Genomic DNA, 16,570 nt, shown 5'->3' on the forward strand with positions numbered 1-16,570 from the left:
CGAACAACACTCCTTAGTCCACGGCCCTGTTCGGCCGCGTGCCCAAGGATGGGCAGAGGGGACGCCCCCGCACTCTTCAACGCCCCCTCTTCACCCCATTAGGTGATGGCCGAACCCGGTGGCCGCGCCAGGCCGTGCTGATACGCGTACCGCACGGCCTGTGCCCGGTCCCTGGCTCCCGTCTTGGCGAAGATGTTGTTGATGTGCGTCTTCACCGTCGCCGTGGAGATGTGCAGCGCACGGGAGATCTCGGGGTTGGACAGGCCCTCCGCGACCAGGCCGAGCACCTCGCCCTCGCGGCCGGTGAGCCCGTCGGGCAGCACCGCCGGAGCCGCCGCGGGCGGTGGCGCCGTCACCCGTTCGAGCAGCCGCCGTTGCACCGAGGGCGCCAGACCGGCCTGTCCGGCCAGCACGTCCTGTATCGCCTTGACGATCTCGTCGCCGCCCGCGTCCTTGGTCAGATACCCGCGCGCCCCGGCCCGCAGCGCCGGGAAGAGCGAGTCGTCGTCGGCGTATGTCGTCAGGATCACGACCTGCGTGCCCGGATACGCGGAGCGGATGCGGCGGGTGGCCTCGGCCCCGTCGCAGCGCGGCATCCGCAGGTCCATCAGGACGACGTCCGGGGCCACTTCGGCGACCAGCGCGACCGCCTCCTCGCCGTCCCTGGCCGCGCCCACCACCTCGACTCCGGGCAGCAGCCCGAGGAGCATCACGATCCCCTCGCGCACCACCGACTGGTCGTCCGCCACGACCACGCGGATCGCGCGGCCCCCGCCTCCGGGCCCGCTCCCGGCCCCGGCACCTCCCACAGCCACACCGCCCCCTTCGCCGGTCATGCCGGCACCCTCAGCCTCACCACGAAGCCCTCCTCCTCCGGTCCCGCCTCCAGGGTCCCGCCGAGCAGCTCGGCGCGCTCCCTCATCCCCAGCAGACCGTATCCGGAACCGCTCACCGCCAGTTCGTCGGCGACCCGGCCGCCGCCCGAGTCCCGCACTTCCAGGGCCACTTCGTCCGGCAGATACTCCAGCCGGACGGCCACGGCCGCGCCCGGCGCGTGCTTGCGCACATTCGTCAAGGCCTCCTGCGCCACGCGCCGCACCGCCTGGGACGCCTCGGCCGTCAACGGCCGCCGCTCCCCCGCCACTTCGACCCCGGCCGGGCCGCCGGGCCCGCCGCCGTCGACGAGCGTGTGCAGGAAGTCCTCGACCGGCGTGATCTCGCCGCGCAGCGCGGAGAGCGCCTGCCGGGTCTCGGCCAGGCCGTCCCGCGCCATCGACCGGGCGGCGACCACCCGCTCCAGGATCCGGTCCCGGAAGTCCCCGGCGGGCTCGCGCTCGATCATCAGCCGGGCCGCCTCCAGATGCACCAGCTGGGCGGAGAGGCTGTGCGCCAGCACATCGTGGATCTCGCGGGCGATCCTGGCCCGCTCGGCGAGCGCGGCCGACTCGGCCTCGGCGGCGCGGGCGGCCCGCTCCTGGGCGAGCAGCCGCTGGGCGCTGCCCCGCGCCTCCGCGTCCAGCCGCAGCACATATCCGGCGAGGCCGAGCCCCGCGGTGGTGAGGGCGGTGGTCAGCCAGCTGTCGGTGTTCACCACCGCGTACGCCCCGAGGGCCACCAGGGTGCAGGGGACGGCGGCGCCCAGCGGGAGCCGCTCCAGGGCGGAGATCGCGCAACCGCACCACACGATGATCGCGAAGACGTGCCAGTCGGTCTGCTGCGCCGCCAGCGCCGACGCCATCAGCAGCGCGAGCAGCCCCAGCGAGGGCCACAGCCGGTGGGCGAGCGTCTGCTGCCAGAACGCCCGGGCCAGCACGACCATGACCAGGACCATGGTGACGCCCACCGCCCAGGCCCAGCCGTCGGGCCCCTTCTCGCTGATCGCGGTCCACAGCATTCCGCCGAGCAGCAGCCCGCGCACGCCCCACATGATGCCCAGCCGTGCGCGGCTGAGCCCCTCGCCGGAGAGCGCCTCCCGCGAGGGCCAGGTGAACCAGACGTCGGTGGTCACACGCGGTCCTTCCACAGCGGCCGGGCCGGGCCGTCGGCAGCAACACCGTACGACGCGGGCAGCGACTGGGCCCGCCGCACCAGGATGCCGCTGCGCACCAGGAGCGAGGCCGCCAGGCCGAGGAGCAGCGCGCCCGTGCCCATCCGTATCCCGGCCAGGGCGCCGATGCCGGCGAGCCCCACCCGGACGGCGATGCCCACGGCCCAGACGGCCGCCGTCGCCCTGGTGCCCTTGGTCCACACCGAGCCGTCCGCCCCGGTCCACAGCTTGCCGGTCCAGCCCCAGGCCGCGCCCATGAGCAGCCCGGTCGCGACCTCCGTGCCGAGCAGCAGCACCGAGGCCAGGTGGTGGTCCGGGTCGACCAGGCCCTTTTCCCGTATCGCCAGGTACACCAGGACCGCCGGGACGAGCCACCAGCGCTTGGCGTCGGCCGGCTGCTGGGGCCGCACCTGGCGCGAGACGATCAGCGCGACGACGGCTACCGCCACCAGCACATTCACGAGCGCGGACATCTGGGCCTCCGGAACCACGACGGCAGGACTTCCCTACGCCATCGAAGTTACGGAAACGGGCTGGTCAGACACATCGGAGCAGGGGTTGAACGTGGGTGGAGCTCTCGGCTCCACCCACGGGTGGACACGCCACCCCGGCCGCCCGGACCGGCCCGGCCACTCCGGCCGGGCCCGCCGCGGCTAGGCGTCGATGCGCGAGCGGTCCAGCGTCGCCGCCGAGCTGGTGATGAACTCCTTGCGCGGCGCCACCTCGTTGCCCATCAGCAGATCGAAGACCTGCTCGGAGGCCTCCAGGTCACCGATGTTGATCCGGCGCAGGGTGCGGAACCGCGGGTCCATCGTGGTCTCCGCCAGCTGGTCGGCGTCCATCTCGCCGAGGCCCTTGTAGCGCTGGATGGAGTCCTTGTACCGGACGCCCTTGCGCTGGAACTCCAGCAGGGTCTGGCGCAGCTCGCTGTCCGAGTACGTGTACACGTACTTGTCCTGGCCCTTCTTGGGCTGGACCAGCTCGATCCGGTGCAGCGGCGGGACGGCGGCGAAGACCCGGCCCGCCTCGACCATCGGGCGCATGTAGCGCTGGAAGAGGGTCAGCAGCAGGATGCGGATGTGGGCGCCGTCGACATCGGCGTCGACGAGCAGCACGATCTTGCCGTACCGCGCCGCGTCGATGTCGAAGGTCCGGCCCGAGCCCGCTCCTATGACCTGGATGATCGCGCCGCACTCGGCGTTCTTGAGCATGTCCGAGACGGACGCCTTCTGAACGTTGAGGATCTTGCCGCGGATCGGGAGCAGCGCCTGGAACTCCGAGTTCCGGGCGAGCTTCGCGGTGCCGAGCGCGGAGTCGCCCTCGACGATGAAGAGCTCGCTGCGCTCCACGTCGTCGCTGCGGCAGTCGGCCAGCTTGGCGGGCAGCGAGGAGGACTCCAGGGCGGTCTTCCGCCGCTGCGCCTCCTTGTGCTGCCGGGCGGCGATCCGGGTCCTGGCCGCGGCCACGATCTTGTCGAGCACCGATCGGGCCTGCGCCTTGGCGTCGCGCTTGGTGGAGGTCAGGAACGCCTTCAGCTCCTTGGCGACCACATTGGCGACGATCCGGTTGGCCGCCGAGGTGCCGAGCACCTCCTTGGTCTGGCCCTCGAACTGCGGCTCGGCGAGACGGACGGTGACCACCGCCGTCAGGCCCTCCATGGCGTCGTCCTTGACGACGTCGTCCTCGGCGACGCGCAGCAGCTTCGCGGAGCGCAGCACCTCGTTGACGGTCTTGGTGACCGAGCGCTCGAAGCCGGTGACGTGGGTGCCGCCCTTGGGGGTGGCGATGATGTTCACGAACGACTTCAGGTTGGTGTCGTACCCGGTGCCCCAGCGCAGCGCGATGTCCACGGCGAGCTCGCGGGTGACCTCGGTGGGGGTCATGTGGCCGCGCTCGTCCAGGACCGGGACGGTCTCCTTGAAGGTGCCCTGGCCGGTGAGCCGCAGCACGTCGCAGACGCCCTTGTCCTGGGCCAGGTAGTCGCAGAACTCGCTGATCCCGCCGTCGAAGCGGAACGTCTCTTCCGTCTTGCCCTCGCCGTCGAGGCCGCGCTCGTCCCGGACGACGATGGTCAGGCCGGGGACCAGGAAGGCGGTCTGGCGCGCGCGCTGGTGGAGCGTCTCCAGGGAGAGCTTCGCGTCCTTCAGGAAGATCTGGCGGTCCGCCCAGTAGCGGATGCGCGTGCCGGTGCGGGTCTTGGGCACCCGCTTGCCCTTGAGCAGCCCGCTCGACGGGTCGAAGGGGGCGTCGGGGCCCTGCTCGGTGAACATGCCGGGGGTGCCGCGCCGGAAGCTGATCGAGTGCGTCGCGCTGTTGCGGTCGACCTCGACGTCGAGGCGGGCCGAGAGCGCGTTCACCACGGACGCGCCCACGCCGTGCAGACCGCCGGAGGCGGCGTAGGAGCCGCCGCCGAACTTGCCGCCGGCGTGCAGCTTGGTCATGACGACCTCGACGCCCGACAGACCGGTCTTGGGCTCGACGTCGACCGGGATGCCCCGGCCGTTGTCCCGCACCTCGACCGAGGCGTCGTCGTGCAGGATCACCTCGATGAAGTCGCAGTACCCGCCCAGGGCCTCGTCGACGGAGTTGTCGATGATCTCCCAGAGGCAGTGCATCAGGCCGCGGCTGTCGGTCGAGCCGATGTACATGCCGGGGCGCTTGCGGACCGCTTCGAGGCCTTCAAGGACGAGCAGGTGCCGCGCGGTGTAGTTGGAGCCGTCCCGGTCGGCGCCGGACAGCAGCGCAGTGGACGGAACGGACGTCTCGGCGGTCACGCAGTTCGCTCCTCGCTGAATTTCAATTCGCCCCCGATGGGTAGGGGGTCGGCGTCGGTCGCCGGTCAGAGGGTACCGAGGCCTGGTAGAGCCTTTGTCACGCCACCCTCGGCAATACTCATGCTAGTCCAGCCTCGTATGCATGTTCGATCCCTCGTTGGGGTGATGCGGATATCACGTTCCCATCCAGGCATGAACCATTTAGGCTCCGGGCACGTCCTCATGAACAACCGGCAACCCCGCCGGGAGGACCAAACGAGACAAGCAACGCGAAACCGTAAAGCACCGCAATACGGCTCATTCGCCGCCAACCGGCAGCAGACAGCCACCTTGACCAAGAAGTTTCGAGGAAAAGGCACGAGCGGGAACGTTTTCGGCCTGGTTGGATGTTGACCCTGGTACGACAGCTCGTCGAGCTAGAGAAGAGGCGACGTGACTACTGTTCTGACCCCCGCGAGCCCCCTGACGGCCGCTGACCGTTGCGACCGCTGCGGCGCACAGGCATACCTGCGTGTCCTTCTGACCAGCGGCGGCGAACTGCTCTTCTGTGCTCACCACGGACGCAAGTTCGAGCCGGAACTGAAGAAGATCGCCGCTGAGATACAGGACGAGACGGACCGCCTCACCGCGGTGCCCGAATCCGCAGGCGAAGAGGATCGCTGAACCTCGCACTGACGACGAGCCAGGGCCGGTCCAGGACCGGCGACGGGCGGCCGCCCCCGCGCGCGGGGGCGGCCGCCCGTTCTCGTGCCCGCGCCCCGCTACAGGGGCGCCGCGTTCCGTGACGGGCCGACGAACGCGGAGATACGGGTGTACACCCCCGGGCTTTCGGCCTGCCCGCAGCCGCTGCCCCAGGACACCAGGCCGATCAGGCGCCCACGGGCGATGAGCGGTCCCCCGCTGTCGCCCTGGCAGGCGTCGTGGCCGCCCCTGGGATCGCCCGCGCAGAGCATGGTGGCGCTCAGGTACTCACCCTCCGAGTTCCCCGGGTAGGCGCGCTCACAGGCCCCGTCCGGCAGCACCTGGACCGGGGCCGACCGCAGCACCGAGGCGTAAGTGCCCCGCCCCGAGGTGTCGCCCCAGCCGTACACGGTCGCGGCGGTGTACGCCTCGTACGCGGCGTCGCCCGGCCCGGCGACCCCGATGACGTACGACGCGGGCAGCGCGCTCGCCAGGGTGAGCACCGCCAGGTCACCGGCGTTGCTCACCGGGTCGTAGGCGGGGTTGACCCAGGTCTCCCGCACGACGACCTCCTCGCCCTTGTTGCTGCGCAGCTGGGAGCGCCCCGCGATCACCTTCAGGTCCCCCACCCCGTCGGCGCCGAGCACCTCCTTGCTGAGGCAGTGCGCGGCGGTGACCACCTTGGTGGGCGCGACCACCACTCCCCCGCAGAACTGCCCCGCACGCGTACCCCCGAACCGGGTACGGCTGGAGAGCGCGACGGCGTACGGGTTGTCCTCGACGGAGGCGGGCGTGCCCCCGATGACCACGCTGTCGGCGGCGGCCGGTACGGGCGCGGCCAGCGGTACGGCGGTCGCGGCGGCCGTGAGGGCCAGCGCCCCGCGCAGCGCTAGGACGGTGGGACGTCGCATACGGTCTCCTGACTCCGGGTGACACAGGCACACCCAGAGTCAACGAGCTATTGACGGCCCGCACCCGCTCAGACACGCACGAGGGCCCGGTTCCCTTGCGGAAACCGGGCCCTGCGTCACGTACGACTACGTACTGCGTACGTAAGAACGCGACCTAGTCGAGGTAGTCGCGCAGGACCTGCGAGCGCGACGGGTGGCGGAGCTTCGACATGGTCTTCGACTCGATCTGGCGGATGCGCTCACGCGTCACTCCGTAGACCTTGCCGATCTCGTCCAGGGTCTTCGGCTGGCCGTCGGTGAGGCCGAAGCGCATGGAGACCACGCCCGCCTCGCGCTCCGACAGGGTGTCGAGGACCGAGTGCAGCTGCTCCTGGAGGAGCGTGAAGCTGACCGCGTCGGCCGGGACGACCGCCTCGGAGTCCTCGATGAGGTCACCGAACTCGCTGTCGCCGTCCTCACCCAGGGGGGTGTGGAGGGAGATCGGCTCACGGCCGTACTTCTGGACCTCGATGACCTTCTCCGGGGTCATGTCGAGCTCCTTGGCCAGCTCCTCCGGGGTGGGCTCGCGGCCCAGGTCCTGGAGCATCTGGCGCTGCACGCGCGCGAGCTTGTTGATGACCTCGACCATGTGCACCGGGATACGGATGGTGCGGGCCTGGTCGGCCATGGCGCGGGTGATCGCCTGACGGATCCACCAGGTGGCGTACGTGGAGAACTTGTAGCCCTTGGTGTAGTCGAACTTCTCGACCGCGCGGATCAGACCGAGGTTGCCCTCCTGGATCAGGTCCAGGAAGAGCATGCCGCGGCCCGTGTAGCGCTTGGCCAGCGAGACCACGAGGCGGAGGTTGGCCTCCAGCAGGTGGTTCTTGGCGCGGCGGCCGTCCTCGGCGATGATCTCCAGCTCGCGCTTGAGCTTGGGGGCGAGCTTGTCGGCGGCCGAGAGCTTGTCCTCGGCGAACAGGCCGGCCTCGATGCGCTTGGCGAGCTCGACCTCCTGCTCGGCGTTGAGGAGCGGGACCTTGCCGATCTGCTTCAGGTAGTCCTTGACCGGGTCGGCGGTGGCGCCGGCGACGGCGACCTGCTGGGCGGGCGCGTCGTCCTCGTCCTCGTCGGACAGGACGAAGCCCTTGCTCTCGCCCTCGGGCTCTTCCTCGTCACCCTTGCCGGGCGCGACGTCCTCGAGGAGCTCGTCGCCCTCGATGACCTCGTCGTCGCCCTTCTTGCCGGTCTTCTTGGCGGCCGTCTTCTTGGCCACGGCCTTCTTGGCGACGGTCTTCTTCGCGGCCGTCTTCTTGGCGGCGGCCTTCTTGGGCGCCTCGGCGTCGTCCGCCGACACGTCCACGGTCTCGGCCGTCGGGGCCGCGGTGGCCGCGACGGTCCTGGTCACGGTCGTCTTGGCCGCGACGGTCTTGGTGGCGGTGCGCTTCGCCGGGCTCTTCGCTGCGACGCTCTTCCGGGTGCGCTTGGGAGATTCCGCGGCACTGACCATCAGCGTCACACCCTCTTCCTCGAGGATCTGGTTGAGGCTGCGCAGAACATTCTTCCACTGGGTTGGCGGAATCTGGTCGGCTTCGAAGGCCCGACGCACGTCATCGCCGGCGATCTGCCCATCAGCCTTTCCCCGCTCGATGAGCGCCATCACAGACTCTGACTCGGCGATCTCCGGCGGGAGCGTACGGGATGTGCTGGCCGACACGAACAACCTCTCGGAACGATGGAAAACGGCTTCCGGCCCCGCCCATGATCGGGCCGGAGCCGACGACCGTCGGCTGGGGATTGTGCCGACGGCGCGGGCTGAACCTCGGAGCTGCACAGCGCCGCGAGCGGCCGCTGTATTCCTTCCTCGGCTGTTACCTCTTAGGTCATCGCACGGTTTCGAGGAGTGTTACGCCCAATCCACGTGGCCCGAGTCACACCCCATTCACGACAAAAACGGCCACACGGGTCATAGTGCCCACAATCGCGTCGCCGGACCCCCCGAGGTCCGGCGACGCGTGCTTCCTCCGGGCGGGGCGGCGGGCCCGCGCCCGGCCGCGCTCCGCCGTCAGTGCTCGCGCGGCGCGGGAACGACGCGCTCCACCTCGGGGTGGACGGTGAGCAGCTGCCGCATGGCCGCCTCGGCGGCCGCCCCGTCGGCGGCCGCCAGCGCGTCCACGATCCGGGCGTGGTGGGTGAGCGCCGCGTCGGAGGGGCGGTCACAGCCGGTGACCGGTCCGCCGGAGACCTGGAGGGCGGCGCCGACGATGCCGGAGAGGTGCTCCAGCATGCGGTTGCCCGCGGCCTGGATCAGCAGGGAGTGGAACTCCGCGTCGGCCCGCGAGAAGGTGATCACGTCACCCTGGGTGAGCGAGTGCCCCATGATCTCGACCATGTCGCCGAGGCGCTGCTGGAGGTCCTCGCGGCCGTGCCCCGCCGCGAGCCGGGCGGCCAGCGGCTCGATCGTCCAGCGCAGCTCGCTGAGCTCGCGCCGCTGGTCGTCACGCTGCGGGCCGAAGGCGCGCCACTCGATGATGTCGGGGTCCAGCAGGTTCCAGTCGCTGACCGGGCGGACCCGGGTGCCGACGTTGGGGCGGGCGCTGACCAGGCCCTTGGCCTCCAGTACGCGGAGCGACTCGCGCACGACGGTCCGGGAGACCTCGAAGCGCTGGCCGATCTCCTCGGGGACCAGCGGGCGGTCGGCGCCGAGATCGCCGGAGACGATCATCTGGCCGAGCTGCTGGACGAGTTGGCCGTGCAGTCCTCTCCCGCGGCTGCCCGCCGCGCGGCGGCTGACCCGGCCGAGGTCTGCCTCGCCCCCGTCCCACGCGGGGAGGGAGACGCGGTCGGCGCCACGCGCCTCCGCGTAGGGGTAGCGGTCGAGTTCGCCCGGTCCTGCGAGGCCGGTGTCGGCGGCGCGGGCGGTGGTCATCATGGTGTGCGCAAGGGTACTCACGCATCCTTTGTCGGCGGGACTTCCACGGCCCTTGAGGTCTTTGGTGAAAAGCACACGAAAGGGTGATCGCCGCACCCCTCGCAATTGACGCTTTATCGGAAAGAAGCGGGCATTCCTTGGGGAGTTGCGGCCATCGCCATACGCCGAGGTCAGGACGGGGTCACCAACGGGCCCTCGCGCGAAGGCCGGTGACCACGTAGGCGCAGAGCAGGACGCAGAGCGACAGCGCGAGGGCCGCGCCCTGCGGCCGGGCGAGCAGGTGCAGCGCCGCACCGAGCCCGTTGTCCAGCGCGTGCGGCCAGCGCAGCCAGGCCACGTCCCGCAGCCGGGCCGGAAGCCCGGCGACCGAACGCGCCTGCGGCGCCGACAGCGCCTTCTGTACGAGGGGTACGACGGCGACCGGCACCGCCAGGACGGCGGCGAGCCCGGCCGTGGTGGCCCGGAAGACGCCGGCCGCGAGCAGCCCGGCCCAGGCGCAGCCGACGGTCAGCCCCGCCCAACTCGCCGCCAGCGAGGGCCAGTCCGGCGGGATCCGCACCAAGTCGCCGCCGTACACCAGACGCAGGGCCTGCACGTCCAGGACGACCGTGAGCACGGCCAGCAGGAGGGCGGCCCCGGCCGACACGGCGAGCTTGGCGAGCAGCAGCCCGAGCCTGCGCGGGACGGTGCCGCGGTCGGCGGCGAGCGCGGGGTAGCGGTACTCCTCGCCGAAGGCGAGCGCGCCGAGGACACCGGCGCCGAACGCGGCGGGCGGCAGCGGCAGCAGCTGCGGCCAGGCGGCGGCCAGGTGCGGCAGCGGTGTGCGCCCGGTGCGCCCGAGCGCCACGGCGAGCGCGACCGACCCGACGAGCACGGCACCGGCGAGCAGGTACGTGGTGCGCACGCCGAGCAGGCGGCGGAGCTCGTAGCGGAGGGGGCGGAGTGGGGTGCGGGGGAGGGCGGGGGTGATCGGGGGGCGCGGGTGGGGGGTGGGGGCGCCGGTGTGCGACGGGAGGAGTTCCGTGGGCGCGGCGGGGTCCGGGGCGGTGGCCGCCGCCGGAGCCGGGGACGGGCGGGGGCCCGGTGCCGTCGGGCCGGTGTCGCCGACCTCTTCCGTGAGGCGGTGGACGAGGACGCCGTGGCGGAAGGCCGTTTCGCCGACCTCGGCGCAGGTCGTCCCGTAGACGGAGAGGTGGCTGCCGTCCTCGGTGACCACCTCGACGGAGCGGCGTGCGGCGCGGGCCTCGCGGCTGACCAGGGCGCCGAGGCGGGCGGCGTGCGGGGTGGCGACGGCCACCCGGGGGCGCAGCCGGGTGCGGGCGAACTCGGTCGCGTCCTGGTCCGCGACGAGGCGGCCCCCGTCGACGGTGACCACCCGGTCGGCCACCCGGGCCGCCTCCTTGGGGTCGGCGAAGGTGCACAGCACGGTGCCGCCGTGCTGCGCGTGGCCGCGCAACAGCCCGTACAGCCAGCTGTTCTCGCGCGGCGAGAGGCCCTCGGCGGGCTCGTCGAGGAGCAGCGTGTGCGGGTCGCCGAGGAGGGCGGCGGCGAGGCCGAGCCTGCGGTCCATGCCGAGCGAGAGGGTGCCTAGCCGCTGGTCCCCGAGGCCGTCGAGGCCGACGACGTGGAGCATCTCCTCGGCGCGGGCGGCCGGGACCCCGGCGACCGCGCACATGAGGCGGAGCTGGCCCCGGACCGTACGGGCGGGGTGGCCCGGCACGTCGCCGAGCAGGGTGCCGACCTCGCGGGCCGGGTGGGCCACCTTGTGGAGCGGGCGGCCCCGGAAGTAGGTGACGCCCCGGCCCGGTTCGAGCTCCAGCATCAGGCGCAGGGCCGCGGTCTTGCCGGAACCGGGGGCGCCGAGCAGCGCGGTGATCAGGCCCGGCCGGGCCTCGAAGGTCAGGTCGTCCACCTCGGGCGGACGGTCGCGGCGGGGTGTGCTGGTGAGTCCGATGGCCTGGAGCATCGCTTCTCTCGCGGGGGTGAGACCGCTCGACGGTGCGGCGGGGGCGCCGAGTACCGGAGTAACATAACGCGACATTTCCGACTTTTCGTGCATCCCGGAGCATGCGTGTGCCACGGCGGGTATGCGTCCACCCGCGCGCGGGCAGCCCGCTGGAGGTGTCTTTCAGCTGCGGACCGTGCGTGGCTGGTCGCTCCCCCCTGTTCTCGGCTTCGCTCGAACAGGGGGGACCCCCATCGCGGCGGAGCCGCACAATGACACAGCCCCGCGCCCCTTTGCGGGCGCGAGCCTCCCAGGTGGGTCAGACCTCCGGGCGGAGCATCGGGGGGTTCAGGAGCGTCGCGCCGCCCGCGCGGAACAGTTGCGCGGGGCGGCCGCCCTGACGGGTCGTGGTGCCGCCCGCCGGGACCAGGAAGCCCGGGGTGCCGGTCACCTTGCGGTGGAAGTTGCGGGGGTCGAGCGCGACCCCCCACACCGCCTCGTACACCCGCCGCAGCTCCCCGACGGTGAACTCGGCCGGGCAGAACGCCGTGGCCAGCGACGAGTACTCGATCTTGGAACGGGCCCGCTCCACGCCGTCCGCGAGGATCTGGGCGTGATCGAAGGCGAGCGGGGCGGGCTGCTCGTCCTCGCGGCCGAAGCCGCCGTCCTGGCTCAGCAGGTCCTCGACCGGCGCCCAGCGCGCGCTGTGCGCGTCACCGCCCGCGCGCGGGGCGGGCAGATCGGGGGCGAGCGCCAGGTGCGCCACGCTGACCACCCGCATCCGGGGGTCGCGCCGGGGGTCGCCGTACGTGGCGAGCTGCTCCAGATGGGCGCCGTTGCCCGGGGCCGGGGCGGTGGCCGCCGGGTCCTGGGCGCAGAGTCCGGTCTCCTCGGTCAGCTCGCGGGCCGCCGCGGCCGACAGGTCCTCGTCGCCCCGGACGAAGCCGCCCGGCAGCGCCCACCGCCCCTGGAACGGCGGCTCCCCGCGACGGACGACCAGCGCGCACAGGGCGTGGCGCCGCACGGTGAGCACGACCAGGTCGACGGTCACGGCGAAGGGCGGGAAGGCCGACGGGTCGTAGGGAGACATGAAGCGATCATAGTCGTCTCCCTGACGATAAACACGCCCCCGGACGCGGCTGGTCGCACCATCTTCACCAGGCGCCCCACGGGTCCCTCCCGAGGCGCCCCGCGCACGGCTTCTCACCACATGCGGCTCGATGCCCTCGGCGCCCACCGCCCCCACCGCGGGGACCGGCGCGACCTCTTCCTCCGTACCGGATTCACTCAGCACTCCGTTCAGCCTCCCAACTGGAGCCGGCCGGCGGCCTGCTCGACCATGCCGACGCCGAGCCTGCTGACCCGCACGGCGAACGGCTCCCCCGCGACGCTCAGCCCCGACAGCCGCACCGCGCCGAGCGGCGCCGACCGTACGGGACAGAGGGCTACCGTGCCCGCCGGGGCGTCCGGGCGGATCCCCGCGAGCGTGGTGAGCAGCTGGACCGCCGAGGCCGCGGCGACGGCGGCCGGGCGGCACGCGGCGGGGTGCGGCAGCGGGGCGCCGTCCGCGGTGCGCTGCTCCCCCGCGTACATCTCGGGCAGCCGGTAGCCGAACGCCTCGGCCGCGTCCAGGAGTCCGCGCAGCAGCGCGCTCGCCTCCTTCTCGTACCCGGCGGCCGCGAGGCCCGTGACGGCGACCGCCGTGTCGTACACCCGCACCGCGCCCGCGCGGTGGCCGAACGGGTTGTAGCCCGGCTCCTTGGCGCCGAGGCCGCGCAGGCCCCAGCCGGAGTCCATGGCCGGGCCGCCCAGGAGCCGGGCCAGCTGCTCCGTCTGCACCTTGTCGAGCAGCCCGGGGGCGAGCCGTCCCGCGCCGAGCAGCCCGGTGTCCAGGAGGTGGGCGGCGCCCGCGCCGAGCGGTGGCAACCGTCGGCCGTCGGCGGTACGGGCGGCGGCGGGGCGCCCGCCCGCGAGGTCCTCGATCCAGAACTCCTCCCGGAACCGCTCGCGCAGCCCCGCCGCCAAGGCCGCGCACTCCTCGGCCCCCGGCCTGCCGCACTCCCGCAGCAGCTCAGCGCCCAGGACGGCGGCGCGGTGGGCGTGGGCCTGGGTCTCGGCCCGGGCCAGGCCCGCCGCCGGGCCCGGCTCGCCGAGATAGCCGTCCTCACCTACGCACACGCGCAGCCAGCGCAGACACCGCTCCGCCGCCGGCAGCAGCTCGGCCACCTCGGACTCGGCGAGCCCCCAGCGGCGGGCCTCGGCGAGCACCACCGGGAACGCGAGCGTGGCCTCCACTCCGGTGCAGCTCGGCGGCAGATGCGGTCCCGCGTCCCGCAGCGGCCCGGGGATGCGGCCCGACTCCCTTTCTCCGCCCGCCAGTTGGGTACGCGCGACGGCGCGCAGGGTCGCGGCTGCCAGCCGGGTGGAGAGCGGCAGGGCCATCCGCGCGGCCCACAGCGCCTCGGCCGGGGCCGGGCCGGTGCGCCAGGGGACGCCCGCCGCCGCGTACACGTCCGCCGGGTGGGCCGGGTCCCGTACGAGCAGGGCCCGCAGGTCGTCGAGGCCGCTCTGGAGCAGCGGCCCGACCCGGGGGTCGTCGCCCTCCGCCTCGGCCTGCGGCAGCGGGTGGCTCGCGGCCTGGCCGGGCAGCCGGGCGGGGCGGTCGGTGCGGATGTGGAGCTCGATCGTGTACGTACCGCCCGGGGGCAGCTCCACGTCCCAGCGCAGCACGCCCGCCGAGGCGAGCGCGTCGGCCGGGGGCGGGTGCGCGCTCACCACCGCGTGCGCGCCGGGGGCCGTCCAGCGCATGCCCGAGTCGTGGACGCTGCCCGGCAGTTCGGGTCCGGCCCGGCCCGCCGCGACCGCGCCCAGATCGGCGAGGTCGGTCCCGAGGGCGATCTCCACAGGCAGCCGCAGGGGGCGGGGCGACGAGCTGCGCAGGGTGATCCGCTCGCTGCCGTCGGCCTGGCGCAGCCGCTCGATCGCGATCTCGGGGTCGGGGCCGCTGTCGGCCGGGGTGCGCACCACCGCGAAGAAGCGGGCGCGGTCGGCCGATATCGGTCTGCCCTGGAGGGCGATCGGCTCCCGCCCCGCCACCTTCAGCTGGCAGCGGGCGAGCAGGCGGCGGCCGTGGCGGTAGAAGCCCTCCAGGCCGTGGCCGGTGAGCTGGCCGTGCTCCGCCGAGACGACGAGGCCGGGCAGGGCAACGGAGATCAGGGCCGCGTGCAGTGGGGGGAGTTCACCGAAGCCGGGGCCGGGTCCTGAGGTTCCGGCCGGGCCGGACACCCGGGGTGCGGGTGCCGGGCGCCGCCCCGGTCCTGGGCCTGCGCCTGGTCCGGACCCGAGCCCGGATCCTCGGCCCGTTCCCGGGGAGGCCGGACCGCCTCCGACCGGGGCCCGGGGCGGGACATGACCCCGGGCAGGAGCGTCGGCCCGGGGAGAGACATCACCCCAGGGCGGGGGCGGGTCTTCGGCCCGGGGAGTCCGGGGAGAGGGATCGACCCGGGAGGGGGGATTGGCCCGGGGAGGGACATTGAACGCCATACCTTGCCTTCCGAGCACTCCGGCCGCATTCGCGGGTCGGGCGGACCGCCCTCGCGCGGCGCCCCCCTCGTGAACGCGGCGGGCCGTGCACGGGTCACGGAGCGACACGGCGCGGCGTGGACCCGGCGTCATCGGCCGGTCCCGTCCCGCTGCCCCGCCCGACCGGTCCGCCGGGCCCCACGCCGGGCGGACCCGGCCGCCGGGGCGCCGCCCTCGACACCTTCGGGCCGGACGGAGGCGGATGCCGCGTCCCTCCTGTTCGCCGGGGCGGTGGCAGCAGTGCGGTCGTTCCGGTTCGCCGCAGCCTTGCGGCGGGACTTGAGCCGCCGAGCGGGCCCGGCCACACCGGATGCTGTCGCCTCCACGGCCACCCCGTGCCCGGCGACGGCAGGCCCGGCCCCTGGGACGCCAGGCTCATGAGCGGCGGGCCCGATCGCAGGCTCGGCCAAGCCCGCCTCAGCCCCGAGACCCGAGCGCGGGTCGCCACACCCGCCGACCGCAACAGCCACCGGATCCCCGACCGCACCCCCCGTCGCAGCCGTTGCCCCCTCCCGCTCCCGCCTCTCCTCCCGCAGGCATCTCCTCAGCGCCTCCGGGTCCAGGCCCTGGTTGCAGGCCTGGTGGAGGAGTTGGGCGAACTGGTACTCGGGATCGGCGCGCAGCGCCAGGCCCAGGGCGACCCTGGCGGCGGGCTCGTCGCCCGTGGACCAGGCCACCCAGCCCGCCAGGGTGAGCGGGGCCGCCGCGTGCTCTCCGTAGCGCCCCACGCAGCGGCGGGCCAGGGCGCGCCACAGTCGCTGGGCCGGGGCGGCGTCCGGGCCCTCCATCCACTCGGCCGCGCGGTCCCGGGTGGTGCGGTCCTGGAGGCCGAGGACCAGGGCCGCCGCCTCGTCGTGGGCGATCAGGCCGTCGTCCAGCGCGTCCGCGTCCGTGCGGCCCGTGGCCGGGGGTGCGCCGGAGAGGCGGCGCATCACGCGGCCCGCCAGGTCCAGGGTCTCCCGTCCGACCCGCAGCCGCTCCTCCTCGTCCAGGATGCGCGGCACGAGGGCCTCCTCCGCCACCGCGAGCACGCGCTCCTGGTCGGCCGCCGCCGGGCGCCGCCAGGGGGCGAGACGCGCCTCCATCTCCCGTAGGGAGCCCCGGACTTGGAGTCCGGCGAAGGTCGCGGCCGCCGCCAGCACCGACGTACCGGGCATGGCCAGCACGTTCCCCTCCGGTGGGCAGCAGCGCGCGTCCGGGCAGCAGTACGACCAGTACCTCCCGTCCGAGATGCACAGCGCTTCCAGGACCGGGACGTCCAGCGCGCCGCACGCCGTCCGCAGGAGTTGGGCCAACGGCCTCAGCCTCTCCATGACTTGACCAGCCGTCACTTCACCCGCCGGGTCCGGGTCCTGGCAGAGGAACGCGATGATCGCGTCCGGGCGCGGGCCCCGTCGCTCGCTCCCCGCCACCAGGCACTCGGCCAGTTGCTCGGCGACGTGCGGCCACTCCCCCGGCGCACGGGGGATGCCGAGCCGGAGCCGCCCGCCGAAGCGGCCCCGGCGACCGTGGAGGGCGACCATCACGATGGAGTCCGTCGGGTGGAAGCCCATCAAATACGGCAGGGCATCGGCCAGTTCGGCCGGGTTGCGCAGGGTGAGCTGCGGGTCGTCGTCGGGCAGACCGTGGGAACCGTACGATTCGTGGTGCTTGTTCATGCCTCGACGGTCCCGCGCCCGGCCACCCCTCACCACCCCTGTGGAAAACGTTGTCCACAGG

12 protein-coding genes are annotated in these 16,570 nt (G+C 73.4%); 1 reads left to right on the forward strand and 11 read right to left on the reverse strand.

Annotation, left to right across the window (positions count from 1 at the left end; all coding sequences use genetic code 11):
• Positions 1-98: 98 nt before the first annotated feature.
• The 4 genes from QIY60_RS03485 to QIY60_RS03500 form a co-directional block, all read right to left on the reverse strand.
• Positions 99-710, reverse strand: coding sequence for a response regulator transcription factor (locus tag QIY60_RS03485; RefSeq protein ID WP_283145802.1), 612 nt, complete (start codon positions 708-710; stop codon positions 99-101).
• A 122-nt stretch (positions 711-832) separates the two neighbouring features.
• A complete protein-coding gene (locus QIY60_RS03490; protein ID WP_283141081.1) occupies positions 833-2,008 on the reverse strand; it encodes a histidine kinase in 1,176 nt (391 codons plus the stop codon).
• Positions 2,005-2,520 carry a CcdC protein domain-containing protein gene (locus QIY60_RS03495; RefSeq protein ID WP_283141082.1) on the reverse strand — a complete coding sequence of 172 codons (516 nt, stop codon included), beginning with the start codon at positions 2,518-2,520 and terminating at the stop codon, positions 2,005-2,007. Before QIY60_RS03495 ends, QIY60_RS03490 begins: the two co-directional genes overlap by 4 nt.
• Before the next feature lie 180 nt (positions 2,521-2,700).
• The gene (locus tag QIY60_RS03500; protein ID WP_283141083.1) at positions 2,701-4,821 is read right to left on the reverse strand and encodes a DNA topoisomerase IV subunit B; all 2,121 of its coding nucleotides are present in this window, start codon (positions 4,819-4,821) and stop codon (positions 2,701-2,703) included.
• Between the two features lie 432 nt (positions 4,822-5,253).
• Here QIY60_RS03500 and QIY60_RS03505 point away from each other — a divergent pair, with 432 nt between their 5' ends.
• Positions 5,254-5,484 (forward strand): hypothetical protein, encoded by a 231-nt coding sequence (locus QIY60_RS03505; protein ID WP_067165114.1) that lies wholly within the window; start codon positions 5,254-5,256, stop codon positions 5,482-5,484.
• A 98-nt stretch (positions 5,485-5,582) separates the two neighbouring features.
• On the opposite strand, the gene QIY60_RS03510 is transcribed toward QIY60_RS03505, so the two are convergent.
• The 7 genes from QIY60_RS03510 to QIY60_RS03540 form a co-directional block, all read right to left on the reverse strand.
• Positions 5,583-6,413: a serine protease gene (locus QIY60_RS03510; RefSeq protein WP_283141084.1), complete on the reverse strand. Its 831-nt coding sequence runs from the start codon at positions 6,411-6,413 to the stop codon at positions 5,583-5,585.
• Between the two features lie 154 nt (positions 6,414-6,567).
• Entirely contained in the window at positions 6,568-8,109 is a 1,542-nt protein-coding gene (locus QIY60_RS03515; RefSeq protein WP_283141085.1) for an RNA polymerase sigma factor, read from the reverse strand.
• 348 nt (positions 8,110-8,457) lie between these two features.
• A complete protein-coding gene (locus tag QIY60_RS03520) occupies positions 8,458-9,345 on the reverse strand; it encodes an FCD domain-containing protein (protein ID WP_283141086.1) in 888 nt (295 codons plus the stop codon).
• A 160-nt stretch (positions 9,346-9,505) separates the two neighbouring features.
• The gene (locus tag QIY60_RS03525) at positions 9,506-11,290 is read right to left on the reverse strand and encodes an ATP-binding cassette domain-containing protein (protein WP_283141087.1); all 1,785 of its coding nucleotides are present in this window, start codon (positions 11,288-11,290) and stop codon (positions 9,506-9,508) included.
• A 298-nt stretch (positions 11,291-11,588) separates the two neighbouring features.
• Positions 11,589-12,359 (reverse strand): NUDIX domain-containing protein, encoded by a 771-nt coding sequence (locus QIY60_RS03530; RefSeq protein WP_283141088.1) that lies wholly within the window; start codon positions 12,357-12,359, stop codon positions 11,589-11,591.
• A 209-nt stretch (positions 12,360-12,568) separates the two neighbouring features.
• Complete coding sequence (locus QIY60_RS03535; RefSeq protein WP_349253894.1) at positions 12,569-14,554, reverse strand: glycogen debranching N-terminal domain-containing protein; 1,986 nt, start codon at positions 14,552-14,554, stop codon at positions 12,569-12,571.
• A 386-nt stretch (positions 14,555-14,940) separates the two neighbouring features.
• A complete protein-coding gene (locus QIY60_RS03540; protein ID WP_283141090.1) occupies positions 14,941-16,509 on the reverse strand; it encodes a DUF4192 family protein in 1,569 nt (522 codons plus the stop codon).
• Positions 16,510-16,570 lie beyond the last annotated feature (61 nt).

Origin of the sequence: Streptomyces sp. BPTC-684 (genome assembly GCF_030028635.1) — a bacterium.
Taxonomy (GTDB): domain Bacteria; phylum Actinomycetota; class Actinomycetes; order Streptomycetales; family Streptomycetaceae; genus Streptomyces; species Streptomyces noboritoensis.